Here is a 24087-nt window from a genome sequence, read left to right on the forward strand (position 1 = left end):
CGCTCGCGAGCATGCGGGCACGGCCCACGTCAGCGACGACGATTCGGTCATCGGACCGTTCGACGGTGCTCTCGAGGCCTCCAGAAGGCGAGTGCCCACCACTCGTCCAGCGTGGCCGGTGACCCGCTCCCCACACCGCATACGACCGATCGAAAGGCCGTGGAGGCTCGGGGCGTCCGTCAGGCCACGGGGAAGCAGGCAAGCAGGGCTTCGACCGTTGTCGGCTCTCCGGTGACCTCGGCGTTCCCGGCGACGGACCGACCGGCGAAGAGGATCTCTGACCACGTCGACGAGTCGGCTCTGAGCGTCGTCGTCGGGTCGGCCCAAGTGCCGCGTTCCGCGTGCAGCTCCGTGGCATCCCACCGGACGCGGTAGGGGTGCTCGACAACGGAGACACGCTCGTCGCGCAGGTAGAGCTGCAGCTCTCCGGCGGTGGGGGCGAGGTCGGGCTTGGCCATGGTGAGCATGGCCTGGACGGCCGCGTCGGGCGTCAGCCCGCCGGCCGCCTCGCGGACCGGGGAGGCCTGCGCCCAGCGGCCGAGCTCGCGCAGGATCGGGGCGAGCTCGGCCGCCCAGGGCGTCACGGCGTACCTGTGCTGCCCGGAGATCGCGCTCGGCAGCTCCTGCACCAGACCGGTGCTGGCGAGCTCGCGCAGGCGGCTGCTCAGCACGGCCGGGGTGATGCCACGCACCGTGGCGAGGAGCTCGTTGAAGCGCTTCGGCCCGAGCATCAGCTCGCGCAGGATGGGGTAGGTCCAGCGGCTGCCGATCAGCTCCATGGCATGGGCTGTCGCGCACGCGTCGCCGAGCTGTGCGTAGGTCGCCTTCGCCACGCTTCTCTCCCATCCTGGCCAGAACTATGGTAACCATAGCACTATGAAAAACATACTTGAGGGTGCGGTGACATCGGCTGATGGGACGCGGATCGCGTGGACCCGGCAAGGCGACGGGCCGCCAGTCGTCATGGTCTCCCCCGTCATGGCCTGCCGTGAGCGTTCGCCGCAACCGGGCCTGCCCGCGGTACTTGCCAGGAGCTACACCGTGTTCACCTACGACCGCCGCGGGACCGGGGAGAGCCACGAGGAACCGGGCGTGACGTACGCGGTGGAGCGCGAGTTCGACGACCTGGCGGCCATGCTCGAGCTCGCGGGGCCCGACGCGTCGGTCTACGGCTTCTCCTCCGGGGCGACCCTGGCCCTGCTGGGCGCCGCCGACGGCCTGCCGGTCGGGCGGCTGCTGCTCACCGAGCCGCCCCTCATCCCCGACCCCGACCTGGGCCCGCTGGCCGAGGCGCGGCGTCGGCTCGCCGAGGATCGTGCCGACGCCCGGACGTGGTTCGACGAGGAGGTCACGCGGATCCCGGCGGAGGTGCGAGCGCAGTTCCCGCCGCCCACCCCACTCGACCTGGCCAACGCGCCCGCGATGCTCCACGAGCTCGCCTTCCTGCCCGGAACCACTGCGGAGCAGTTCCGCAGCGTGACCGTCCCGACCCTGCTCATGGCGAGCGACCACACGGCTTCCGGACTGCTCGAGTCGGCACGGGCGCTGGGGCAGGCCCTGCCGCAGGCGGTCGTGCGGGTGCTGCCCGGCCAATGGCACGGCATCCCCGACGCCGACATCGTCGCCGCGGTCGACGCGTTCCTCCAGCGCGACTTCCGCGTCGGGAAGGAGCCGACCCCGGTGAGTACCCGCCGCCTGCCCGTACGCCCGACCGAGCCGCAGGCCTACCCCGACGTCGTTGACCGCGACACCTGGCAGCAGCAGCTGTCCGACCTCCTGGTCCGCGAGAAGGCCCACACGCGTGCGGGCGACGCCCTCGCCGCCGAGCGTCGGCGGTTGCCGATGGTGCGGGTTCCCTCGGACGCGTCCGTCGTGGGTGCCGCCGGTCGCACCCCGATCCTCGACGTCTTCGAGGGTCGACGCGTGCTGCTCGCCTACTTCCACATGTGGCACGACGGGATGCCGTGGCCCCAGCAGTGCGAGGGGTGCACCTTCTGCGCGTCGCAGCTGCAGCGCCCTGAGTACCTCCACGCTCGCGACATCACCGTCGCCGTCTTCTGCGAGGGCGACTACGCCGAAAGCAGCCCGTACGCGGAGTTCCTCCGCTACACGACGCCCTGGTACTCGGCCCGCGACTCCGTCTCGCTCCAGGCCGGCCGGGAGTTCGGGTTCCATGCCTGCTACGTGCGCGACGATGACGACCAGGTGTACGAGACGTACTGGACGACCGACCGCGGCACGGAGGCCGGCCTGTGGAGCTACGGACTCATGGACCTCACCGTCTTCGGCCGGCAGGAGGCCTGCGAGAACAGCCCCGCCGGGTGGCCCCGGATCCCGGCGGGTCAGCACCAGTGGCGGATCGAGGGTCGACCCACCGCGCAGTGGGCCGTCACCGCCGAGCCGGCCGACGCCACCGGTGTCTCCTGCCATCACCACTGACCGTCGACGAAGTGAGCCCGAGGCGTCCAGCCGCCGGAGATCTCGGACCTCAGGCAAGCGCTGGTCTTCCCGAGCCGAGTCAGGCTGGACCGGACCGTCCCGGCGCGACAGCCCGCGTGGACAGCGGATCCGGCCGCCACTAGTTTCGGAAGATCGTCGGAGGGAGTTCTTCCCTTTCGAGCCGATCGAGAGGGATGAGCTCATGACTCGTCGCGTGCTGACCCACTGCCCGTCCGTCACCTGCCAGGAGGCCTGAGATGTCTGGCGCCGGTCCGGAGCTGAAGAAGGCGCTCAACCAGCGCCAGCTGACGATGATCGCCATGGGCGGTGTGATCGGCGCCGGCCTGTTCGTCGGGTCGGGCACCGTCATCAAGGCCACCGGGCCCGGCGCCTTCCTGACGTACGCGCTCTGCGGCGTCCTCATCATCATGGTGATGCGGATGCTCGCCGAGATGGCGGTCGCCAACCCGTCGACCGGCTCGTTCGCCGACTACTCTCGCAAGGCGCTCGGTGACTGGGCGGGCTTCTCGGTCGGCTGGCTCTACTGGTACTTCTGGGTCATCGTCGTCGGGTTCGAGGCGGTGGCGGGCGCCAAGGTCCTCAACTTCTGGCTGCCCGGCGTGCCGACGTGGGTGCTCAGCCTCGTGCTCATGCTCCTCATGACCGGCACCAACCTCATCTCGGTGTCGTCCTTCGGCGAGTTCGAGTTCTGGTTCGCCGGCATCAAGGTCGGCGCGATCATCGTCTTCCTCGTCTGCGGCGGCCTCTTCGTCTTCGGCATCTGGCCCAACGCCCATCTCGACTTCAGCAACCTCACGGCACACGGCGGGTTCTTCCCCAACGGCGGACTGGCCGTCACCGCCGGTGTGGTCACGGTCATCTTCTCCATGGTCGGCGCCGAGATCGCGACGATCGCGGCCGCCGAGTCCAACGACCCCGAGCGGGCGGTGAGCAAGGCCGCCAACTCCGTCATCACGCGCATCGCGATCTTCTTCGTCGGCTCGATCTTCCTCCTCGCGGTGATCCTGCCGTGGAACTCCTCGACGCTCGAGGCCTCGCCCTACGTCGCGGCGTTCCAGAGGATGGGCATCCCGTACGCCGACCACGTCATGAACGCCGTCGTGCTGACGGCCGTCCTCTCGTGCCTCAACTCCGGCCTCTACACGGCCTCGCGCATGCTCTTCGTCCTCGCCGCCAGGCGCGAGGCGCCGGCGTCGATGGTGTCGGTCAACTCGCGCGGCGTGCCGATGGTCGCGATCCTCGCGTCGTCGGTCGTCGGCTTCCTCGCGGTCATCATGGCGGCGGTCTCGCCCGACACGGTCTTCTCCTTCCTGCTCAACTCCTCTGGCGCCGTCATCCTCTTCGTCTACCTGCTCATCGCCGTCTCGCAGATCATCCTGCGCCGGCGCGCCGACCCGGCGACGCTCAAGGTGAAGATGTGGCTCTTCCCGACGCTGTCGGTCATCACGACCCTCGGCATCGTGCTCGTGCTCATCCAGATGGGCCTGACCGCCGACGTCCGCATCCAGCTCGTGCTCAGTCTCGTCTCGTTCGCCATCGTGCTGGTCCTCTTTTTCATCAACAGGGCCCGTATCGCACGCCTGCCCGCCCGGGTGGTCCCCGAGCACACCGGCGAGGCGCGTCGGGTGCTCGTCCTCGCCAACCAGACCCTCGAGTCCGACGAGCTCGTGTCCGAGCTGCAGCGCATCGACGCCCAGGGTGCGGCCACCTACTACGTGTGCGTCCCGGCCAGTCCCGTCGAGACCGGAACCGCCGCGACCCACGGCGCCGTCTCCGTCAAGGACGCGACGACCGCGGCCGCCCAGCGCCGGCTCGAGCGCGCGCTCGAGACGTTGACCACGCACCATCTCGACGCCACGGGCGCCGTCGGCGACCAGCGACCGCTGCGCGCGCTCCGTGCCGCCGTGCAGGAGTTCGACCCCGACCAGATCGTCATCGTGACGCTCCCTGCGGCAGAGTCGATCTGGCAGCGTTTCGAGGTGGTCGACCGCGCGGCGGAGCTCGGTCTCCCGGTGACGCACGTCGAGGCGGCCTCGCTCGTCGGCGCGGTGTGAGCCATGCCGATCGTCGTCGCCTACACGGAGGGTGACAGCGGCACCTCCGCACTGGAGCTCGCCAGTGTCCTGTCCCGCTCGACCGGTGAGGCGCTCGTCGTCGCCGTCGTCGTCACGACCCCGCACGCCGCGGGCGCGCCCGAGTTCGTCGACGGCGACTATCTGGCACCCCTGACCCAGTGGGCCGACAGGGTGCTCGACGCCGCCCGAGAGCGTATGCCGTCCGGTGTCGGTGCGTCGTTCCAGGTCGTCCGCGCGTCGTCCATCCCGGGCGGCCTGCTCGAACTCGCCTCTCGCACCACGGCTTCCGCCCTCGTCATCGGCTCGTCCAGCAAGGGTCCCCTCGGGCGCATCTCGCTGGGTAGCGTCACCGACCGGCTCGTGCACTCCGCGCCCCTGCCCGTGCTGCTCGCGCCACTCGGCTACCGGGCCGCTCCCTCCGCGCGCATCCGCCGGGTGAGCATCGGCTACGGCGGCTCGAAGGACGGCGGCTACGTCGCCGTGGCCGGAGCCCGCCTCGCCGAGACGCTCGGTGCCGCGGCACGCGTCGTCACCTTCGCCGTGCGCCCGCCGAAGCAGTTCTTCGGCGGCATCGAGGAGTCCGCCGACGAGCTCGTCATCGACCGGTGGGTCACCCGCATGAAGGCCGCGATCATCAAGCAGGTCAACGAGATCGAGCCAGGTCGGCTCGGCGACCGCCTGGCTCGGTCGCTCGTCGTCGGCGACGGCGTCTCGTGGGCCCACGCGATCTGGGACGTCGAGTGGGCCGACGGCGACCTGCTCGTCGTCGGACCGAGCTCGTCGGCTCCGGCCGCCCGGATCTTCCTCGGGTCACGCGCGTCGAAGATCGTCCGGTCGGCGCCGGTGCCGGTCTACCTCGTACCGGCGCCCCGTCGTCACTGACCTGCGTCGGCCCGGAGTGCCACCCTCGCCGCCAGACGTCTCGCGAGGTGTGGCGCGGTGGCGCCGCGGTCGGCCTCGGCCACCTGTTCGGGCGTGCCCGCCGCGACGACGCGGCCGCCCTCGTCGCCGCCACCGGGCCCGAGGTCGATGACCCAGTCGGCGCTGGCGATCGTGTCGAGGTGGTGCTCGACGAGCACGACGGTGTTGCCGGCGTCGACGAGGGCGTGCAGCTGCCGCAGCAGCAGCGCCACGTCGGCGGCGTGCAGCCCCGAGGTCGGCTCGTCGAGCAGGTAGAGCGCGTGGCCTCGCCTGGCCCGCTGCAGCTCGGTCGCGAGCTTGATCCGCTGCGCCTCACCGCCGCTCAGCTCGGTCGCGGGCTGGCCGAGGCGCAGGTAGCCGAGGCCGACCTCGCGCAGCGTCAGCAGGCTGCGTGCCGCGGCCGGGACCTCCGCCAGGAAGTCGGCCGCCTCGTCGACGGTGAGACCGAGCACGTCGGCGATCGACTTGCCGTCGTAGGTGATCTCGAGGGTCTCGGCGTTGTAGCGCGCGCCGTGGCACGTGGGGCACGGCGCGTACGTGCCCGGCAGGAAGAGCAGCTCGACCGACACGAAGCCTTCGCCCTGGCAGGTCTCGCAGCGGCCCTCGGCGACGTTGAAGGAGAAGCGTCCCGGCCCGTAGCCGCGCTCACGCGCCTCGGGGGTGGCGGCATACAACCTCCGCACGGCGTCGAAGAGGCCGGTGTAGGTCGCGAGGTTCGAGCGCGGCGTGCGGCCGATCGGGCGCTGGTCGACCCGCACGAGTCGGTCGAAGGACTCGAGCCCGGTCGCGTCGTCGACGTCGATCTCGAGCTCGCTCTCCTCGGCGTCCTCGGGGGCCTGTCCGAGGTGGCGGCGAACGAGCTCCGCGAGCACCTGCGTCACGAGCGTCGACTTGCCCGACCCCGAGACGCCGGTCACGGCCGTGAGGACGCAGAGCGGCACGTCGACGGAGAGCCCGTCGAGGTTGTGCCGGCTCACGCCGCGCAGGTGCAGCCAACCCTTCGGTGAGCGGCCGTGTGGCTGCATCACGTCGGCGCGACCGAAGAGGTGCGCGCTCGTCACCGACTCGGTGACCTGTTCGAGCCCCTCGACCGGGCCGGAGTAGAGCACCTGACCGCCCTGCTCGCCGGCACCCGGGCCGATGTCGACGACCCAGTCGGCGCGGCGCACGATGTCGAGGTCGTGCTCGACGACGAAGAGCGAGTTGCCCGAGCGCTTGAGGGCATCGAGGACGTCGAGCAGCGGCTCGGCGTCGGCCGGGTGCAGGCCCGCCGACGGCTCGTCGAGCACGTAGACGACGCCGAAGAGGCCCGAGCGCAGCTGCGTGGCGATGCGCAGGCGCTGGGCCTCGCCGGGGGAGAGGGTCGTCGACCGGCGCCCCAGCGAGAGGTAGCCGAGGCCGAGGTCGAGCAGCACCGCGATGCGCTCGACGAGGTCGGCGCTGAGGCGCACGGCCACCTCGGTGGCCTCGCCCGAGGTCGCCGACGACGTCGCAGCGCCGGCCTCGGTGAGCTCGGCGACCGGACGCAGGTGCGCCGACAGGTCGGTCAACGACAGCGCGTTCGCCTCGGCGATGCTGAGCCCCCGGAAGGTCACCGTGAGCGCGTCCGCACGCAGGCCCGTGCCACCGCACGCCGGGCACCGCACGCTGCGGACGAAGCGGAGCGCCTTGTCGCGCATCATCTGGCTCTTGGTGTCGGCCAGCGTGTGCCGGATGTGCTTGCGGGCGCTCCAGAAGGTGCCGAAGTAGTCGCGGCCCGTCGAGTCGTCGGGCTCGCCCTTGCGGTCGATGAGCACCCGCGGCTGCTCGTCGGTGTAGAGCAGCCAGTCCCGGTCCTTCTTCGGCAGGTCACGCCACGGCACGTCGATGTCGATGCCGACCGTCCGCGTGACCCGCACGAGGTTCTTGCCCTGCCAGGCGCCCGGCCACGCCGCGATGGCTCCCTCGCGGACGGTGAGCGACGGGTCGGGCACGAGCAGGTCCTCGGCGACGTCGTGCGCCTCGCCGAGGCCGTGGCACTCGGGGCACGCGCCGGCGGCGGTGTTGGGGGAGAAGGCCTCCGCCTCGAGCCGCTGCAGACCCTCGGGGTAGCGGCCGGCGCGCGAGTAGAGCATCCGCAGCAGGTTCGACAGCGTCGTCAGGGTGCCGACCGTCGAGCGCGAGCTCGGGGCACCGCGGCGCTGCTGCAGCGCCACCGCTGGCGGCAGTCCGGTGACCTCCCGGACGTGCGGAGCGCCGACCTGCTGGAGCAGGCGGCGGGCATACGGCGCGACCGACTCGAAGTAGCGGCGCTGCGCCTCGGCGTAGAGCGTCCCGAACGCGAGGGACGACTTGCCCGAGCCGGAGACGCCGGTGAACGCGACCATCGCATCTCGCGGGAGGTCGACGTCCACGGTCTTCAGGTTGTGCTCCGCGGCGCCGCGGACGTGGACGAAGTGGTCGGTCGGGTCGCTGTGCACCTGACCTGTCTAGTCGCTCCCGGGCCCGGGAGCACCATCGGGGTGCCCCCGTCCGGCGAGCGTCGTCACCTCGCGTATGCCGTCCCCGACGTCGAGGACTCGGCTGAGCTGGTCTTCGCCGGTCCCCGGCTCAGGCCACGACGACGGCGTCCGGGGTCGTCGTGGTCAGGCGCATCCGCACCGGCACCTCGTCGCCCACCCCCGGGGGAGCGACGCCGGCCGGCAGCACGAGCAGGCTGCACTGCATGTGCGGCGGCTCGGCGAAGCGCGGCATGACGCCCGAGACCGTGAACGGGGAGCGCACTCGGTGGGCGGCCTCGAGGACGCCCTCGGTGACGGCGATGGCGCGGGACCGCGCCGTCGCTGCCGACGACGGGCTCTCCATGGCGACGCCGTGGGACGTGCCCCCGCTGACGACGACGATGTGGCCGGCCGCGACGGTCCGCTGCCGGTAGCCGACTCGGCTGCCCTTGGCCACGGGTCGCACGTCGAGCACGTGGGCGCGCACCTCGTAGGAGCCCTTGTCGGCGTACCAGAGGTCGGTCCCGATGCGCGGGCGGAACTCGTGCTCGGGGAATCGCGCTGCGAGAGTTGACAGCTCGGCCGCGGACACGTGCGAGACGTACCACGTGAGCTCACCGGGGACGGCGGCGATGAAGCGCGAGATCTCCTCGACGTGGCCGGTCCCCAGGGGCAGGTGCAGCGTGACGCCGACCGCGTCGGCGGCCCCCGCCAGGGCGGCGACCTCGTTGACGGGAGTCCCGTAGCGGTTCATCGACGTGAGCCCCTCGACGACCACACGGGCGTCGGAGAGCACGCCGCGCAGGCTCGAGAGGTCCGACTGGGTGGTCACGGTGTGCACGACGCGCCGGTTCGCGAGATCGGGCAGGTCGGCGTGGACGGCGGCGCGGTAGGGCTCCATGACGAGCACGTCACCTCCGAAGGCCGCCAGCGCAGAGGGCAGCTCGACGTACGTGCCGATCGCGACCATCGGCACGCCCAGGCGTGCGGACTCGGCGCAGAGCAGGTCCCGGCCGAAGCCGTAGCCGTTGCCCTTGATGACGGGGACGATGCCCGGGTGGTCGGCGACGAACCGGTCGTGAGCGGCTCGCCAGCGCTCACCGTCGACGTGCAGGACGAAGGACACGATCGCTCACCGCCGCTTCATGTAGAGGTCGAAGGCCTTGTAGAGCAAGCGGTTCAGGGGCAGGTCCCACTCACCGGCGAGCCGCACGGCCTCGCCGCCGGTGCCGACCTTGAACCGGATCAGGCCGATGTGGGGGTTGGCCTCGTCGACGGTGTTGGTGATGCCGCGCAGGTCGTAGACGCTCGCGCCCGCAGCCAGCGAGTCCTGCATCATCCGCCACTGGATGGCCGTCGATCCCTGGAGCTCGCGCTTGGCGGCGGTGGAGGCGCCGTAGGAGTACCACGCGTGCTCACCCACGCGGATGAAGACGGTGGCCGCCAGGACGTCGCCCTCGTGCTCGGCGAGGTAGACCCGGATGCGCTCGGGGTCCTCGGCCGACAGCGCGGCGTACATCTGCTCGAAGTAGGCGAGACCCCGGGGCGTGAACCGGTCGCGCTCGGCGGTCTCGACGTAGGTGCGGTGGAAGGCCGGCAGGTCGGACGCGTCGCCCACGCGGACCGTGACGCCGTTCTTCAGCGTCTTCTTGATGTTGCGGCGCCACAGCTGGTTCATGCCGGCGAGCACGTCGGCCTCGGTGCGTCCGGCGAGCGGCACCTGGAAGACGTACTCCGGCTGGCCGGCGGCGAAGCCGTCGTCCGGGCTGAGGTGCTTGAACCCGAGCCGTTCCAGCTGCGCCACGACGGCCGTCCCCACCGGCTCGACGACGTCCGGCGTCGCCTCGTCGTAGCGGCGCACGGCCGGGTCGGCGATGGCGGCCTTGATGGTCGCGGTGCCCCAGCGGTGCGTGGCCACGGGCGGCCCGATTCGCAGCGCGAACGCGCCCTTCGACGTCAGGTGGTCGCGCAGCGCCCGGAGCAGCTCGACGAGCCGGGGTGAGGACCAGTCGATGCACGGTCCCTCGGGCACGTAGGCGAGGGACCGTTTGATCCTCGGCAGCGAGCGGTGCAGCACGAGTGCGGCGCCGACCATCTGCTCGCCCTCGAACCAGCCGACCGACTCGGCGCGCCACTCCTTCTTGACGTCCGCCCAGGCGGGCGTCTGGAGGAAGCTCGCCGACGGCTGGGTGCGCAGCCACGCGAGGTGCTCGGCGGCGCTGATGTCACGGACGGAGATGGGCGAGTTCACGGTGGCTCACGCTACCGGAGCGCGAGGGGTCACCCGACACGCCTCGCCCGCCACCCGGCATACGTCGTCGGTCGACCCGACCACGAGACCGAGGGCGTGTGCCGTGTCGCTCACGCCCAGCCCATCGTGCGTGGGTCGGGGGGCAGCCGCGGGTTGAGCAGGTGCGCGACGAGGGCGGTCCAGCCCGTCTGGTGCGTCGCTCCCAGGCCCTCCCCGGTGTCGCCGTCGAAGAACTCGGAGAACGTCGGGTGCTCCGACCACAGCGGGTCTGCGCTCGACTCGATGCGCTTGCCGTCGGAGGGGCGCCGGCCGTCGACGGGACGGAAGAGCGCCGTGAGGCCGCCGTCGATGACGTCGGCGGCCTGGTCGAGTGTGCGCCAGTCGCCGGAGCCGGTCGGGATCTCGATTCGGAAGTCGTCGCCGAAGTAGCGTCCGTAGGTGCGCAGCTTGTCGGCGAGCAGCACGTTGGTCGGGAACCAGACGGGCCCGCGCCAGTTGGAGTTGCCGCCGAACATGCCGGTGCGCGACTCGCCGGGCTCGTACTCGATCGAGACGGTCTCGCCGCCGAGCGTCGCCGTCACCGCCTGCCGCGTCGCGGCCGACAGCGAGCGGATGCCGTACGGCGAGAGGAACTCCTCGGAGTCGAACATCCGCTCGAGGATGCGGCGCAGCCGTTTCGGCGGCACGAGGGTGAGCAGCATCTTGCCGTCGTCCCGCGCGAGGAGCGGCTTGACGAGCTCGGGGCGACGCTCCTGGAGCCACTGGAAGCGGCTCGTGACGTCGGGGCACTCCTCGACGACCCACGAGGGGATCTCCGTGGCGCCGAGGATCGGGAGCAGTCCGACCATGGAGCGCACCCGCATGTGCGGAGCGCGGCCGTCGGGCTGGACGAGGACGTCGTAGTAGAAGCCGTCCTCCTCGTGCCACAGGCTCTTGTCGCTCGAGCCGAAGTGCCGCATCGCCTGGGCGATCGACAGGAAGTGCTCGAGGAACTTCGTCGCGACGTCGTCCCACGCCTTGTCGGTGCGGGCCAGCTCGAGGGCGATCTTGAGCATCTGCTGGCAGTAGAAGGCCATCCAGCTCGTCGCGTCGGACTGCTCGAGCCGGAAGCCCGGCGGCAGGGGGGCGGACCGGTTGAACAGCCCGATGTTGTCCATCCCCAGGAAGCCGCCCTCGAAGAGGTTGCTGCCGTTGGCGTCCTTGCGGTTGACCCACCACGCGAAGTTGAGCAGCAGCTTGGTGAAGACGCGCGTGAGGAACTCCCGGTCGCGGTAGCCGTCGATCCGGTAGACGTGCCACGCGGCCCACGCGTGGACCGGCGGGTTGACGTCGCCGAACTCCCACTCGTAGGCGGGCAGCTGGCCGTTGGGTGCCATCGCCCACTCGCGGCACATCAGGAGCAGCTGCTCCTTGGCGAACTCCGGGTCGACGTGGGCGAGCGGGATGGTGTGGAAGGCGAGGTCCCAGGCGGCGAACCACGGGTACTCCCACTCGTCGGGCATCGAGATGACGTCGGCGAGCGCGAGGTGCTTCCAGTGCTCGTTGCGCCCGTGCTTGCGCGACTCGGCGACGGCCGGCCCGACCGGGTCGCCCACCATCCACTGGCGCACGTCGTAGCGGTAGAGCTGCTTGCCCCAGAGCAGGCCGGCATAGGCCCGTCGGGCGACGTGCCGGTCCGCGTCGTCGAGGGAGGCGTCGATGACGTGGCCGTAGAACTCGTCGGCCTCGCCGCGACGGGCGCCGAGCACCTCCTCGAACGGCTCACCGAACCACTCGAGGCCGGGGTCGCCGGTGGCGAGGCGCAGGTCGACCGTCACCGTCTCGCCGGGCGCGACGGAGTCCCAGTGGTACCAGAACGAGCACTTGCTGCCGTAGCCGCCGGGGTTGACGGCGTGCCGGCGGCCGTGGACGACGCGCTGGTTGATCGAGTCCTTCGGGTAGAGCGAGTGGTTGGCCAGGGCCGCGTCACCGAAGACGTGCCTGGCGTTGGTCTCGTTGTCGCAGAAGAGGGCGGTCGGCGCGCCCGATGCGGCCAGGACGTAGCGGCCGAGGAAGCCGTGGGTCACCTCGGCGGCCCGGTAGCCGCGGGGTGGCCTGCCGTTGCGGCGGATCTCGCGCAGCTCGGTGACGCGGTCGTCGACGCCCCAGCTCCACGTGTTGCGCAGCCACACGGTCGGCAGCGCGTGCAGCGGCGCGGCGGCCGGGCCGTGGTTGGTGGCCGAGACGCGGATGCACATGTCGTCGGGGCCGGCCTTGGCATACGTCATCGTGACGTCGAAGAACTCGTTGGCGTCGAGGATGCCGGTGTCGCCGAGCTCGAACTCCCTCTCGTCACGGGTGCGCTCGCGGTTCTCGCGGCGCAGCTGCTCGTAGGGGAACTCGGCCTGCGGGTAGCGGTAGAGCCACTGCATCCACGAGTGGGTCGGCGTGCCGTCGAGGGCCCACCAGTACTCCTTGGCGTCCTCGCCGTGGTTGCCCTCCTCGTTGGTCAGCCCGAAGAGACGCTCCTTGAGGATGGGGTCCTTGCCGTTCCACAGTGCGACGGAGAAGTTGAGGAAGCCGAACCTGTCGCTGATGCCGCCGAGGCCGTCCTCGCCCCAGCGGTAGGCGCGCGAGACGGCCTGGTCGAAGGGGAACTCCGACCAGGCGTTGCCCTCGGCCGAGTAGTCCTCGCGGACCGTGCCCCACTGCCGACCGGAGAGGTAGGGACCCCAGAGGCGCCACGGGGCGTCGTGACTGGGGGAGTCGAGGAGCCGCGCGTGCTCTGCGCCGAGGGGCTCACCCGGAGGGAGGGGGCTGTTCATGGGCCCATGGTGCTGCATCGATGTGTCCCGTGCGTTACGGCCCCTCAGCCACGCAGGGGAACGAGCAGCCGGTGCGGCTCCCGGAGTCGACGGGAGACGGGGTCGGTGGGCGGGTCGGTGGGCGGGTCGGTGCGGGCACCCGGTCCCGGCCTGGTCTCGATGTCGGCGGCCCCCGGGGTCACGCCGCAGTCGGGGCAGCGCCCGGACGCGTCCAGGTCCGCGGTGCAGGTGACGTGCCGGAAGAGCCGTCGCGGTCCGGCGGGTGAGGTCGTGGCGTCGCCCCAGCGGATCAGGGCATGGACGGCGGGCCAGAGCGCCTCACCCGACGGCGTGAGGGTGTAGGCGTCGTGTCCGTCGAGCCGGCGACGTTCGAGCACACCGGCGTCGACGAGGGAGCCGAGCCGCTGGGTCAGCACCGCCTTGGAGATCCCCAGGCGGCGGTGCAGGTAGCTGAAGCGGGTCACGCCGAGGAAGGCGTCGCGCACGATGAGCAGCGACCACCGCTCGCCGACGATCTCGAGGGCGGTGGCGAGCGAGCAGTCCTGTCCGGCGTAGTCGGTCCCGAGGGGCATGGAATGAATGTACGCCGTGGTCTGTTCATCAGACCAACTGCCGCACTGTCCGGAGGATCCCATGAGCCCAGCCCGACCAGCAGCATCCCGACCAGCAGCATCCCGTCCCACGGGGGCGGACCTACCGGACCATTCCACCGGCGACGCGGACCACCGTCACGCCCGACAGGCCCGACGAGCGCTGGCGGTCGCGGCCGTCGCGACGGTGCTGGCCCTCGTCGCGTTCACCGCGCCGCTGGCCACCGTGGGCTCCGTGGCCGCGAGCCTCGGGGCCGACGTCGCCGGGCGCACCTGGGTGCTCAACTCGATGGGTGTCGGACTCGGCGCCACCCTCCTCACAGCGGGCACGCTCGCCGACGACCGGGGTCGGCGTCGCGTGCTCGTGACGGGCCTCTTGGTGCTGACGGGCTCGAGCGTGGTCGCCGCGGTCGCCGGCGCCACCCTGACCTTCGTCCTCGCCCGGGTGGCCCAGGGCGTCGGTGCCGCGGCGGTCGTCGCCGCGAGCCTCGGTCTCGTCGCGCACTGGTTCGAGTCCGGTCCGGCCCGAGCGGCTGCGAGCGGCGTGTGGGGTGCCAGCGTCGGTGGCGGGATCGCGCTCGGTCCGCTGCTCGCGAGCAGCCTGGACCGCTGGGCGTCCTGGCGGGAGGTCTACTGGCTCCTCGCCGTCGCCTCGCTGTCGGTGGCAGCCGCGGCGCGTGCCGCCCTCGAGGAGACCCGATCCCACGAGAGGCGTCCTCTCGACGTGCCCGGCGCGGGGCTCCTCGCCCTGTCCACCACGACCTTCCTGGCCGCCCTCGTCGAAGGGCGCAGCGGCTGGGGGAGGCCCGTGACGCTCGTCCTCCTCGGGGCCGCCGTGCTGGCCGGCGTGGCGCTCGTGCTCGTCGAGCGACAGGTCCGCTTCCCCATGGTCGACCCGGCGCTCCTGCGCCACGGACGGTTCGTCGCGGCGACCGCGGCCGGGCTCGCGACCGGCGCCGGCATCATCGGCCTGCTGTCCTTCCTGCCCGGCTTCCTCGCGCTCGCACTGGCCATGGCGCCGACGACGGCCGCCGTGCTCTTCCTCGCCTGGTCGGGCACGAGCGTCGTGCTCGCCCTGCTCGCCCGACGCCTCCCGGCGCGGTGGTCCGGCCGAGCCCAGCTGGGGGGATCCCTGGTGGTCGTCGCCCTCGGTCAGCTGGCCCTGTCGGGGATCGCCCCCGGCGACTCCTGGACCCGCTTCGTCCCGGGACTGCTCGTCGCGGGTGTCGGCAGCGGCGTGCTCAACGCCGCGCTCGGTCGCGAGGCGGTCGCGAGCGTGCCCGACGGGCGCGGTGGCATGGGCAGCGGCGCGAACAACACGGCCCGCTACCTCGGGTCGTCCGTCGGCGTCACGGTCGTCTCGGTCGTCGTCGCGGCGCACGCGGTCCCCGGCTCCGGTGCGGCTGGACTCGTGGCCGGCTGGAACGTCGCCGCCTGCGTGACCGCCGGTCTCTCCCTCGCCGGGGCCGTCGCGGTCTGGGCCACGACGGTGACGGACCGCCGGAGGGCCGTCACCGTCGCCGACGTGGCCGCCGGCTCCGCCGCAGACCCGGCTCGCTGACCGGGCCTGCCGACCGGACGATCCTTGACCTTCGACCGGGTCGAGGGCCCAGTCTTCTCGTCATGCCCGACGCTCCTGCCCCCGCGCCCGTCCCGGCGGACCCTCCCGTGCCCGCCCCGGTGGCCTCCGACGACCGACTCCTGACGATCGGCGAGGTCGCGCGTCGCAGCGGCCTCACGGCGAGCGCGCTGCGCTTCTACGACCGTGAGGGCGTGCTCGTGCCCGCCGACGTCGATGCCCTGACGGGCTACCGGAGGTATGCCGTCGCGCAGGTCCGCGCCGCGCGTCTCCTCGCGTCGCTGCGTCGGGTCGGGATGCCGCTCGCCGAGGTCGCGCTCGTCCTCGACGAGGACGCCCGGGGTGCGACGGGTGCTGCCGCGGACGTCGTCACGGCCCACGAGCAGCGCCTCGTCGACGGGCTAGCGGACGCCCGGCGGGAGATCGTGCGCACGCTGGTGCTGCTTGCCGAGCGCGACGCCGTGGGCGCGGCCGCCTGCCGGGTCACGGTCCGCGCCGGGGAGCTGGCGACGGCGCTGGCGGCGGTCCGGTTCGCCGTGGCCCCGGGGGAGCCCGTCGCCGGCGCCCCCGACGGGACGGACCTGAGCGTGCTGACGGGCGTCCTCCTCGAGGTGTGCGGGGACGAGGTCCGGTGCGTCGCCACCGACCGCTATCGCCTCGCGGTCGGGTGGGCACCGGTGCTCGAGCCCACTGCGGTCCTGACTGCCGACCTGTCGGACGAGCCGGTGGCCGCGGTCGTCCCGCTCGGGTGGGCCGACCGGGTCGCGGCGGCGTGCGTCGACGCCGAGCCGGACTCCCACGTCGTGCTCGAGCTGGCGCCGGGGCGGGCGGGTGTGACGGTCGACGGCGAGCTGGTCGCCACGCCGGTGCTGCGGGGCTCGTTCCCCGACTACCGGAGCATCGTGTCCACCGACCCGGCGCGAGAGCCGGTCGACGCCGGGGGCCTCAGCGCACTGCTGCCGGTCGAGCGCGAGACGGTCGGACTCGTGGTCCGCGACGGCTCGGTCCAGGTCGCCGACAGGGACGGCGCGGCAGCCGGCGTCGTCGACGTCCTCGTCGACCCCGAGTTCCTCCACGAAGCGCTCGCGGTCGCAGGCCCGCGACCGACGCTCGTGCTCGACGGTCCACGGCGTCCCCTCGCCGTCCGCGGCGACGGCGCCGGCTTCTCGGTCCTCATGCCGGTGGCCCCGGAGGGTCTGGGGGCGTGAGCGTGCTCGTCCACCTCTGCCGCACCTGCGACCACCAGTCGGCCTGGCACGAGCGCGGCAACGGCGGCTACACCTCGTGCCGGTGCTGCCGCGCCGGCACGACCGAACCCGACCCTGCGCCGACCCTGTTGCCCACGTGGACGTCGCCACACGGCATTCGCGAACCGCTGTGGGAGCCCGGCACCCAGCGCAACGTGGGCACGATGCACGCGTCCCGCACGTGCGACTGTGCTGCGTGCCACGAGGCCGCCGCCGCGACAACGCGTCGAGAGCACCCCTTCGCGGCTCCTAGACTGGTGGGGTTGTCCGGCCGCTGACGTAGTGCGGCACCGATAGGAGGAATGCCGTGATCGTCGCCACCGGGATCGAGCTGCGTGCGGGAGCGCGCCTGCTCGTCGAGGACGCCAGCTTCAGGATCGACTCCGGCGACCGCATCGGCCTCGTCGGCCGCAACGGCGCCGGCAAGACGACGCTGACCAAGGTCCTCGCGGGCGAGGGCCAGCCCGCCGCCGGCACCGTGACGCGCACGGGTGCCGTCGGCTATCTGCCCCAGGACCCGCGCACCGGCGACCTCGAGATCCTCGCCCGGGACCGCATCCTGTCGGCCCGCGGTCTCGACACCATCGTCCGCGAGCGCTCCGAGGCCGAGACCCGGATGGGCAGCGACGACGAGCAGACCCGCGACAAGGCGATGCGCAAGTACGCCCGACTCGAGACCGAGTTCGAGGCGCAGGGCGGATATGCGGCCGAGTCCGAGGCCGCCTCGATCGCGAGCGCCCTCGGCCTGGACGAGCGGATCCTCGGACAACCGCTCAAGACGCTCTCCGGTGGTCAGCGCCGCCGGGTCGAGCTGTCGCGGATCCTCTTCTCCGGCAACGAGACCCTGCTCCTCGACGAGCCCACCAACCACCTCGACGCCGACTCGATCGTCTGGCTGCGCGAGTACCTCCGCGCCTACAAGGGCGGGCTCATCATCATCAGCCACGACGCGGAGATGCTCGACGCGGTCGTCAACAAGGTCTACCACCTCGACGCGAACCGCTCGGCGCTCGACGTCTACAACGTCAACTGGAAGACCTACCTCCAGTCGCGCGAGACCGATGAGAAGCGACGCCGCCGCGAGCTGCAGAACGCGCAGAAGAAGGCCGGGGCGCTGCTCGCGCAGGCCGACAAGATGCGCGCCAAGGCGACGAAGGCGACCGCAGCCCAGAACATGGCCAAGCGCGCCGAGCGGCTGCTCGCCGGCGTCGAGGGCGAGCGGGTCCAGGACAAGGTCGCCAAGCTGCGCTTCCCCAAGCCGGCCGCCTGCGGCAAGACGCCCCTGCGGGCCTCGGGGCTGTCGCGGTCCTACGGCTCCCTCGAGGTCTTCACCGACGTCGACCTCGCCATCGACCGCGGCAGCAAGGTCGTCGTGCTCGGGCTCAACGGCGCGGGCAAGACCACCCTGCTGCGCATGCTGGCCGGGGTCGACACCCCCGACACCGGCGAGGTCGAGCCCGGGCACGGCCTGCGGCTCGGCTACTACGCCCAGGAGCACGAGAACCTCGACGTCACCCGGTCGGTCCTCGAGAACATGAAGTCGGCCGCCCCGGAGCTCGGTGAGACCGAGGTGCGCAAGGTGCTCGGCTCGTTCCTCTTCTCCGGCGACGACGTGCAGAAGCCCGCGGGCGTCCTCTCCGGTGGGGAGAAGACGCGCCTGTCGCTCGCCCTGCTCGTCGTCTCGGCCGCCAACGTGCTGCTGCTCGACGAGCCGACCAACAACCTCGACCCGGCCTCCCGCGAGGAGATCCTCGGCGCCCTCAAGACCTTCGAGGGAGCGGTCGTCCTCGTGACGCACGACGAGGGCGCCGTCGACGCCCTCGAGCCCGAGCGCATCCTGCTGCTGCCCGACGGCGTCGAGGACCTGTGGGGTCCTGACTACAAGGACCTCATCTCCCTCGCCTGACCTCCGCCCGGATGCTCCGCGGTGGGTACGTGGTCCCCGTGGACGCCAGCAGACCGAGACGACGCCGGCACGAGACGCGTTCGAGCTCGGGGGAGCACCGGCTGTGGCCGGCGCTGGCCGTCGTCGTGGCGGCCGTGGTGTACTCGGCGCTCCCAGAGAGCCTGCTCGTGGGGCCCCGCCTCGCCATCCCGGCCGTCGAGCTCGTGCTGCTCGCGGCCCTGCTCGTGACCAACCCTCGACGGCTCGTCCGCCAGACCCGGTGGTCACGCGGCATCTCCATCGCCCTGGCCTGTCTCGTCATCGTGGCCAACCTCGTAGCCCTCGCGATGCTCGTGCGCGCCCTGACCTCGGGCAAGCCCGGTGGCATGCCGCTGCTCCTGGCCGGCATGCAGGTGTGGCTGACGAACGTCATCGGCTTCGGGCTGCTGTTCTGGGAGATCGACCGCGGTGGCCCCGTCGCGCGTCAGACCGTCGCCCGCGACCGCGTGCCGCCTGCGGACTGGCGGTTCTCGCAGGACGAGAACCAGGGGGCGGTGCTCGAGGTCTCGGCGACCTCGAGCGAGCGCACGAACTGGCGGCCGCAGTTCGTCGACTACCTCTACGTGTCGCTGACGAACTCGAGCGCCTTCAGCCCCACCGACACGATGCCGCTGACCGCACGTGCCAAGTCGCTCATGGGCCTGGAGGCCACGGCGGCGCTGCTCACCTCGCTCCTCGTCGTCGCACGAGCGATCGGTGCGCTGGGGCAGTGATCGACGGAAGCGGCATACATAAGCAAGTGTGTCGATCCAGATAATGGACGGTTATTGATCCTGGTCCGCGCCCTCGGGACACTCGATGACATGCCGACCGACCACCACCTCACCTGCCCGTTCTGCGCGGGTGACGACGTGACGCCGTTCCCCGACCCCACCTCCGCGTGGTCGTGCCTGGACTGTGCCCGCGTCTTCCGGGTCGAGCAGGTCCAGCCGGCCTCGGTCAGCGGCTGGGGCATCCTCCGCGTCGTCAGCCCCGTCCCGAGGGCCGCGCCCGTCGCGGCGTGACGGCGACCCCGGCAGCCCGGGCCGTCGGCCCGACCCGCGGGTAGCCTGCGTCCATGACGCATCCGAACCTCGACGTCGAGACCGACGGGCCCGTCCGCACGATCACGCTCGACCACCCGGAGAAGCGCAACGCCCAGACGCCGTCCCTCTGGGCGGCCCTCGCCGACGAGGCGCGCGGCGTACCCGAGGACGTTCGCGTCGTCGTGCTCCGTGGCGCCGGTGACGCGTTCTCGGCCGGGATCGACACGGCGATGTTCACGGCCGAGGGCGTGCCGGGGGAGGAGAGCGTCGCCCAGCTCGCGGCCGGCGGTGCCGAGGCGATCCAGCGCGGCATCGCGACGTACCAGGAGGGGTTCACGGCCTGGGCCGAGTGTCCGGCCGTCGTCATCGCCCAGGTCCACGGCTACGCGATCGGGGCCGGGTTCCAGCTGGCCCTCGCCGCCGACCTGCGTGTCGCGGCGCTCGACGCGTGGTTCGCGATGCGCGAGACGAGCCTGGGGCTCGTGCCTGACCTCGCCGGCACCGGACCACTCGTGCACCTCGTCGGCTACGCCCGGGCCCTGGAGATCTGTGCGACCGGGCGCAAGGTCTCGGCTCCCGAGGCGCACAGCATCGGCCTCGTGGGCTCGCTCGCGCCGGCCGCCGACCTCGACGAGGCGACGGGCTCGCTCGTGGAGGCGCTGCTCGCCGCTCCCGACCCGGCCCTGCGTGCCCTGAAGCCGCTCCTGCGAGGTGCCGTGGCCGGTGACCGCGAGGCCCAGCTCGCGCGTGAGCGCGAGGCGCAGACAGGGCTCCTGCAGGCGATGCTCGGCGGGTCCGGCGCCTGACGCCGTTCCCGGATCCGACCGATCCGGGGGTCCCGGGGAATCGCTGTCGGTCCCGCGCGGTTGGATCAAGGGACTACAGGAGGTCTCACCAGTGGGCATGCAGCCGTGGATGGCGATGCGATCGATGTCGCGCGACGCGTCAGTGGCCGAGCGGAGCCTGTCGCCGGGCACCCGGCGACGGGTCCTGACGTATGCCGCTCCCTACCGCACGGCGATCATCACCTTCCTCGCGGTCGTCGTCCTCGACTCGGTCCTCGTCGTCACGGTGCCCCTGCTGCTCAAGAGCCTCGTCGACGACGGCGTCATCCCGAAGGACTCGTCGGTCGTCGTGCGCCTGTCGCTCGTGGTGGCGGCGATCGCCATCGTCGATGCGGGACTGACCGTCGTGTCGCGGTGGTACTCCTCGCGCATCGGCGAGGGTCTCATCAACGACCTGCGCACCCAGGTCTTCGGCCATGTCCTGCGCCAGCCCATCGCCTTCTTCACGCGCGCCCAGACGGGGTCGCTCGTCTCCCGCCTCAACAACGACGTGGTCGGCGCCCAGCAGGCGTTCACCTCCGTGCTGTCCAACGTCGTGTCCAACGTCGTCTCGGTCGTGCTCGTCGTCGGGGCGATGCTCGCCCTGTCCTGGCAGCTGACCCTCGGCTCGCTCCTGCTCGTGCCGCTCTTCCTCGTCCCGGCCAAGCTCATGGGCCGGCGCCTCGCGACCCTGGCGCACCGCCAGATGACGCTCAACGCCGACATGGGCACCCGGATGACGGAGCGCTTCAACGTCGCCGGAGCCCTGCTCGTCAAGCTCTTCGGCCAGCCGGCCCGTGAGGAGGCCGAGTACGCCGAGCGCGCCGGCCGGGTGCGTGACATCGGCATCCAGATCGCCCTCAACCGCACGATCTTCATGGCGGCCCTGAGCCTCGTCGCCGCTCTCGCGACGGCGATGGTCTACGGCTTCGGTGGCGTCATGGCCGTCAACGGCACCCTCTCGGTCGGCACGTTGCTGGCTCTCGCGGCCCTGCTCGCCCGGCTCTACGGTCCGCTGACGTCGCTGTCCAACGTCCGTGTCGACATCATGACGGCGCTCATCTCCTTCGAGCGCGTCTTCGAGGTGCTCGACCTCGAGCCGCTCGTCAAGGAGCGCCCGGGAGCCGTCTCGCTGCCTGCTGGTCCGCTGGGCGTCGAGCTGGACCACGTCGCGTTCCGCTACCCGTCGGCCGACGAGGTCTCCCTGGCCTCGCTCGAGTCGGTGGCGTCCGGCGACCGACGCGGCAGCGGGGTCGTGCTCCACGACATCACGGTCAGCGCCCCGGCCGGTCACCTCGTCGCCCTCGTCGGCCCCTCCGGCGCCGGCAAGACGACCCTCACCTCGCTCGTGTCGAGGCTCTACGACCCGAGCGAGGGCACGGTGCGCGTCGGCGGTCTCGACCTGCGCGACGTCACGATGACCTCGCTGCGCGACCGCGTGGGGGTCGTCACCCAGGAGGCCCACCTCTTTCACGACACGATCCGGGCCAACCTGCTCTACGCCCGCCCCGACGCAACGGACGACGAGATCCACGCGGCGCTGCACGCGGCCCAGATCAGCGACCTCGTCGCCGAGCTGCCCGAGGGTCTCGACACCGTGGTCGGCGACCGCGGCCACCGCCTGAGCGGCGGTGAGAAGCAGCGGCTCGCCATCGCGCGCCTGCTCCTCAAGGCTCCCGACGTCGTCGTGCTCGACGAGGCGACGGCGCACCTCGACTCCGAGTCCGAGGTCAAGGTCCAGCGTGCCCTCGACGCGGCCCTCGAGGGTCGCACCTCGATCGTCATCGCGCACCGGCTCTCGACGATCCGTCAAGCCGACCTCATCGTGGTGCTCGAGCACGGCCGCGTCGTCGAGACGGGTCGGCACGCCGAGCTGCTCGCAGCTGGTGGGCTCTACGCCGACCTGCACGCGACCCAGTTCGACGAGCAGGCCGTCGAACGGCCCGGCCGCGACGGGACGGCTCTGGAGCTCGACGCGCTCGACCACGTCTGAGAGGCCGGGTCGCCGGCGCGTCGTCGGATCCTGAGTCCGCGCGCCCTCGCCTGTCCGGCGGGGCGGGCGCGTCAGCCTGAGCCGGTCAGTCGCTCCTCGAGGCCTGCGGCCAGGCCGGCCACGGTCACGAGGTCGACGAGGCCGCCGAGGCCGGACGCCGTGCGCCGGTGGCGCACCGGGCCGAGTCGGAGACGCAGGTGGATGCGCGTGAGGCCCGGTGCGTCGGACCGGAGGCGCAGGCACCAGGTCAGCTCCATGTGGCCCCGGGTCGAGGTGAAGAGCAGGTGAGCGGCCGGTTCGAGCTCGGCGACCGTGAACGTCGCTTCCGCACCTCCCCAGTCGGGGATGACCTGCCCGACGGAGAGGCGCTGCAACGCCGGGTCGATGCTGCGCAGGGCCCGACGCGACCGGGGAACGACTCGCTCGACGAACCGGGGGAGGTACCAGCCGGCACGGCGCCTGCCGAGCTGGACGAGCCACGGCCAGACCTGCTCTGGGGAGCCCGACACGGTGAAGGCACGGTCCATGACGATGTCGGCGGTCACGAGGTCGTCACCCGGGAGGCGCGCCCGGCGCTCGGCGTCGGTCGGTCGCACGAGCAGGCGCAGACGGTCCGTGTCGGCGTCGTCGGTCGTCATGGTCGCGACGTCGTCGCGCTCAGCGGGAGAGCTGCTGGAGCGCCCACGTGTTGCCGTCCGGGTCACTGAGGTGCGCGTACTTGACGCCGCCCATGTCCTGCACCTCCGAGACGGCGATCCCGTTGCCGGTCAACATCGCCCGTGCATCGTCGATGTCGTCGACGACGAGGTGCAGGTTCTGCATCCGGGGCGCGTCGGGGGAGGTCATCCCGACGCCGATGACGATCGAGCAGCTCGACCCCGGAGGCGTCAGCTGCACGACGCGCATGCCGTTGCCCGGCTCGACGTCGTGGTCGAGGACGAAGCCCATGCCCTGGGCGTAGAACGCGAGGCTGGCGTCGACGTCGGTGGAGGGAAGGGGGACGAGCTCGAGACGCATGTCCATGGGTGGTGACTCCTCGTTGTGGTCGGATGTCGACCTTCTCACCCGCGGGGGTGCCGGTGGGGGAGGACCCGGGCTCAGGCGTCCTCCTCGTCCCAGATGCGCACCTTCCGCACCCGGGCCGGAGGGGCATCGGGTCCGGCTGCGCGGGCTGCAGCCGCCTCACGGCGGAGCGCGAAGAAGATGAAGGCCAACCCGCCGGGCATGAAGAGCCACCACTGGTAGGCATAGGCCTGATGGGGCCCGAGGTCCTCCTCGGGCTTGGGCAGCAACCGCAGCGGATGGTCACCCGCGACGGCGGCTGGCTGCTGGGCGCCGAGCACGACGTAGGTGTCGACGGCGCTGAGCGACGGGACCCGGGCCCGTGCGTCGGTGAGGCTGATGCTCGCCAGCTGCGGTGGGGGGAGGTCGCGCCCGAGGCTGACCTCGCCGGTGCGCAACCAACCGGTGACGTGCACCGGGCCCGTGGGGGCTGGGTCGACGGGTGGGCTCGTCTCCGCGTCCGAGCCGTTCGGCACCCAACCCCGGTCGACGAGCAGCGTCAGGCCGCCCGTCTGCATCGGGGTCAGCACCTCGAACCCCACGGTCGAGTCGATCGTGCGGTTGCGGACGAGCAGGTCGGTCCCCACGGCATACGTCCCCGTCAGGGTGACCCTCGTCCACTGCCGCTCCTCGGACAGCGACGACTGCACCATCGAGGCCTCGAACGGTACGGGTGCTGCGCCGTAGTTCGTGGCGATGGCGTCGACCTTGGTGCGCTGCTCGACGTGGCGGTGCCACTGCCACAGTCCGAGGTAGAAGCAGGCGACCCCGAAGAGGACCGCGACGAGGGTCCCGAGCAGCCAGCGCCGCGTCAGCCAGAGTCGAACCACG

19 protein-coding genes are annotated in these 24087 nt (G+C 71.9%); 10 read left to right on the forward strand and 9 right to left on the reverse strand.

The window, feature by feature from the left end:
• Positions 1 to 179: 179 nt before the first annotated feature.
• Positions 180 to 833: a winged helix-turn-helix transcriptional regulator gene (locus TAE01_RS15540; RefSeq protein WP_147067721.1), complete on the reverse strand. Its 654-nt coding sequence runs from the start codon at positions 831 to 833 to the stop codon at positions 180 to 182.
• Between the two features lie 145 nt (positions 834 to 978).
• Between TAE01_RS15540 and TAE01_RS20580 the strand changes: the two genes are divergently transcribed.
• The 3 genes from TAE01_RS20580 to TAE01_RS15555 all read left to right on the forward strand — a co-directional run bounded on the left by TAE01_RS20580 (position 979) and on the right by TAE01_RS15555 (position 5417).
• Entirely contained in the window at positions 979 to 2439 is a 1461-nt protein-coding gene (locus tag TAE01_RS20580) for an alpha/beta fold hydrolase (RefSeq protein ID WP_281289303.1), read from the forward strand.
• Between the two features lie 257 nt (positions 2440 to 2696).
• A complete protein-coding gene (locus TAE01_RS15550; RefSeq protein ID WP_147067723.1) occupies positions 2697 to 4514 on the forward strand; it encodes an amino acid permease in 1818 nt (605 codons plus the stop codon).
• Between the two features lie 3 nt (positions 4515 to 4517).
• The gene (locus TAE01_RS15555) at positions 4518 to 5417 is read left to right on the forward strand and encodes a universal stress protein (RefSeq protein WP_147067724.1); all 900 of its coding nucleotides are present in this window, start codon (positions 4518 to 4520) and stop codon (positions 5415 to 5417) included.
• On the opposite strand, the gene uvrA is transcribed toward TAE01_RS15555, so the two are convergent.
• The 5 genes from uvrA to TAE01_RS15580 form a co-directional block, all read right to left on the reverse strand.
• On the reverse strand, positions 5411 to 7915 hold the full coding sequence (gene uvrA / locus TAE01_RS15560; RefSeq protein WP_147067725.1) for an excinuclease ABC subunit UvrA: 2505 nt from the start codon (positions 7913 to 7915) through the stop codon (positions 5411 to 5413). The genes TAE01_RS15555 and uvrA overlap by 7 nt on opposite strands.
• 130 nt (positions 7916 to 8045) lie before the next feature.
• Positions 8046 to 9062: an alanine racemase gene (locus tag TAE01_RS15565; RefSeq protein ID WP_147067726.1), complete on the reverse strand. Its 1017-nt coding sequence runs from the start codon at positions 9060 to 9062 to the stop codon at positions 8046 to 8048.
• Positions 9063 to 9068: 6 nt separating this feature from the next.
• Positions 9069 to 10187, reverse strand: coding sequence for a lipid II:glycine glycyltransferase FemX (locus TAE01_RS15570; RefSeq protein WP_147067727.1), 1119 nt, complete (start codon positions 10185 to 10187; stop codon positions 9069 to 9071).
• 110 nt (positions 10188 to 10297) lie between these two features.
• Positions 10298 to 12991: an MGH1-like glycoside hydrolase domain-containing protein gene (locus tag TAE01_RS15575; RefSeq protein ID WP_147067728.1), complete on the reverse strand. Its 2694-nt coding sequence runs from the start codon at positions 12989 to 12991 to the stop codon at positions 10298 to 10300.
• A 44-nt stretch (positions 12992 to 13035) separates the two neighbouring features.
• Positions 13036 to 13563, reverse strand: coding sequence for a winged helix-turn-helix transcriptional regulator (locus TAE01_RS15580; protein ID WP_147067729.1), 528 nt, complete (start codon positions 13561 to 13563; stop codon positions 13036 to 13038).
• Between the two features lie 61 nt (positions 13564 to 13624).
• Between TAE01_RS15580 and TAE01_RS15585 the strand changes: the two genes are divergently transcribed.
• The 7 genes from TAE01_RS15585 (at position 13625) to TAE01_RS15615 (ending at position 22194) form a co-directional block, all read left to right on the forward strand.
• The gene (locus TAE01_RS15585; RefSeq protein ID WP_147067730.1) at positions 13625 to 15142 is read left to right on the forward strand and encodes an MFS transporter; all 1518 of its coding nucleotides are present in this window, start codon (positions 13625 to 13627) and stop codon (positions 15140 to 15142) included.
• A gap of 62 nt (positions 15143 to 15204) precedes the next feature.
• The gene (locus TAE01_RS15590) at positions 15205 to 16368 is read left to right on the forward strand and encodes a DNA polymerase III subunit beta family protein (RefSeq protein WP_147067731.1); all 1164 of its coding nucleotides are present in this window, start codon (positions 15205 to 15207) and stop codon (positions 16366 to 16368) included.
• Between the two features lie 346 nt (positions 16369 to 16714).
• Entirely contained in the window at positions 16715 to 18313 is a 1599-nt protein-coding gene (abc-f, locus tag TAE01_RS15595; protein ID WP_147067732.1) for a ribosomal protection-like ABC-F family protein, read from the forward strand.
• 38 nt (positions 18314 to 18351) lie between these two features.
• Positions 18352 to 19065, forward strand: a complete 714-nt coding sequence (locus tag TAE01_RS15600; protein ID WP_147067733.1) for a hypothetical protein — start codon at positions 18352 to 18354, stop codon at positions 19063 to 19065.
• A gap of 90 nt (positions 19066 to 19155) precedes the next feature.
• Positions 19156 to 19356: a hypothetical protein gene (locus tag TAE01_RS15605; protein WP_147067734.1), complete on the forward strand. Its 201-nt coding sequence runs from the start codon at positions 19156 to 19158 to the stop codon at positions 19354 to 19356.
• Between the two features lie 53 nt (positions 19357 to 19409).
• Complete coding sequence (locus tag TAE01_RS15610; RefSeq protein ID WP_147067735.1) at positions 19410 to 20183, forward strand: enoyl-CoA hydratase/isomerase family protein; 774 nt, start codon at positions 19410 to 19412, stop codon at positions 20181 to 20183.
• Between the two features lie 109 nt (positions 20184 to 20292).
• Positions 20293 to 22194, forward strand: a complete 1902-nt coding sequence (locus TAE01_RS15615) for an ABC transporter ATP-binding protein (protein ID WP_186815234.1) — start codon at positions 20293 to 20295, stop codon at positions 22192 to 22194.
• Positions 22195 to 22265: 71 nt separating this feature from the next.
• On the opposite strand, the gene TAE01_RS15620 is transcribed toward TAE01_RS15615, so the two are convergent.
• The 3 genes from TAE01_RS15620 to TAE01_RS15630 form a co-directional block, all read right to left on the reverse strand.
• Positions 22266 to 22832 carry a hypothetical protein gene (locus TAE01_RS15620; protein WP_147067737.1) on the reverse strand — a complete coding sequence of 189 codons (567 nt, stop codon included), beginning with the start codon at positions 22830 to 22832 and terminating at the stop codon, positions 22266 to 22268.
• A 19-nt stretch (positions 22833 to 22851) separates the two neighbouring features.
• Positions 22852 to 23217 (reverse strand): VOC family protein, encoded by a 366-nt coding sequence (locus tag TAE01_RS15625; protein WP_147067738.1) that lies wholly within the window; start codon positions 23215 to 23217, stop codon positions 22852 to 22854.
• Positions 23218 to 23291: 74 nt separating this feature from the next.
• Entirely contained in the window at positions 23292 to 24086 is a 795-nt protein-coding gene (locus TAE01_RS15630) for an SURF1 family cytochrome oxidase biogenesis protein (RefSeq protein ID WP_147067739.1), read from the reverse strand.
• Position 24087: the final 1 nt, after the last annotated feature.

It is taken from the genome of Terrabacter aerolatus (assembly GCF_007991735.1).
Lineage (GTDB): Bacteria > Actinomycetota > Actinomycetes > Actinomycetales > Dermatophilaceae > Terrabacter > Terrabacter aerolatus.